Source organism: Deinococcus sp., assembly GCF_018260405.1.
In the GTDB taxonomy this organism is placed as follows: domain Bacteria; phylum Deinococcota; class Deinococci; order Deinococcales; family Deinococcaceae; genus Deinococcus.
Genome location: NZ_JAGLBG010000210.1, coordinates 1 through 1,404, shown reverse-complemented (window position 1 = coordinate 1,404; position 1,404 = coordinate 1). Strand labels below are relative to the sequence as shown.

Sequence of the window (1,404 nt, the reverse complement as noted above, 5' to 3'; positions counted from 1 at the left end):
GACGAGGATGAAGATTTTGTTGAATTGCTGAGCTGACGGCGGAAAGCTGGAACCATAACTGACATGGCCTCGGCAAAGGCCGCCCCTCTCAACTGGAATTGGAGAGCGGTAACCCGCAGCTTCTCAGCATCCGCGAACAAGCGGAGGCGATGGCTTACGACGTGACCAATGTATTTACGCCGCGCCAGTAAGGGAAACGGGAAGTGTGGGTGAGTGTCTAACCCCGATCAAGCCACAAGCCCCCACCGCGCTAAAGCCTAGTTTGCAGCTTGAGGTTTATTGCCTTATACGGACTGCCGGTTGATTCGGTGCAATCCCGAACCAATCCGAGCGGAAGCGAATAGGAAAAACATACGGACTTTCTGGATACGTTTATATCGGAATCCAGGCTAAAAGTATGTCCGAAACATCGCACTGCCAGTACACCGACTATAAACTTACTGCGATTTACTATCTAATTCTCCTAATTTACGCGCTGAGTAGTTACCTTAGTTCCTCAATTGCCGACTGTAAATCTCGAAAAGCTTGTGTTCCAGTATCCCAAAATTCCTTGTGAAATTCTGGCCCCGCTACTGGATTTGCCTGTTTTATTCTATTTATATCTGGCAATGTCTTTTCAATAGGAATTACTTTTTCTTGTCCATGTTCATCAATCAGTCCAGGCAGATGGGATGTGACGGCAGACATGAGACGTGCCATAATTCTCTTTCCTTGGTCATAACTACTGCTCTGAGAGATTTCCTCTGTCCGCCATTGGACTTGAAGAGTACTAACAGAATGACGGAATCTTCTTAATTCATCAGAAAATTCGATGGCCGCGATTTGGGTTGCTGTAACAATCTCTCTAATTGGCAGTTTGTTAGTATGTCCTGCATCTCTAATTGATCTTATTTCCTGCATAATATGCAATCTGATCTTTTCGCTAAACTCTGTAAGGTCTTTATATGTGGCATACAAACCCATATTCTGTATTTTCTGGCGAAAGACGGCGACTCTATCTAACTCTTTCCGCAACTCTTTATCACGTGCTTGAGAAGCGGTAAGGATCCCACGTTCAGAGAAATATAGTTTTACTGGTCGGCCTGATTCGTGGAAGCGTAGGATTTCTTCTACAGTGCCAGACTCCGCTACTCCTGTAGAAGACCCTAGTTTATTTCCAATTACCGCAACCAATAAATCGGCCTTATCGGTCATTTGTGAATTTACAATTCCCTGTGCTCTGTCACCTAAGCGGGGATGAGCATGAGTCGACCAGTGTTTAGAAAGCAGTACAAGGCCATATTCTTCGGCGTTATTTGCATTCCAGTCGTTGATCTGCCTAAAAAATATCGTAACTGCTCAGCAGGGGGACTTGCGAAGCGGAAAGGGGTAGAGTAGGGACATTACGCAAAAGATCTGTCCCAA

Annotated in this window: 1 protein-coding gene; it reads right to left on the bottom strand. The window is 45.4% G+C overall.

Annotated features, from left to right (window positions below; translation table 11 throughout):
• Positions 1-483: 483 nt before the first annotated feature.
• Positions 484-1,194: a hypothetical protein gene (locus tag QZ269_RS13090; RefSeq protein WP_291427136.1), complete on the bottom strand. Its 711-nt coding sequence runs from the start codon at positions 1,192-1,194 to the stop codon at positions 484-486.
• Positions 1,195-1,404 lie beyond the last annotated feature (210 nt).

Excerpts from the sequence above, each read along its gene's own strand:
- QZ269_RS13090 (WP_291427136.1), bottom strand. The coding sequence starts at position 1,194 with ATGACCGATAAGGCCGATTTATTGGTTGCGGTAATTGGAAATAAACTA.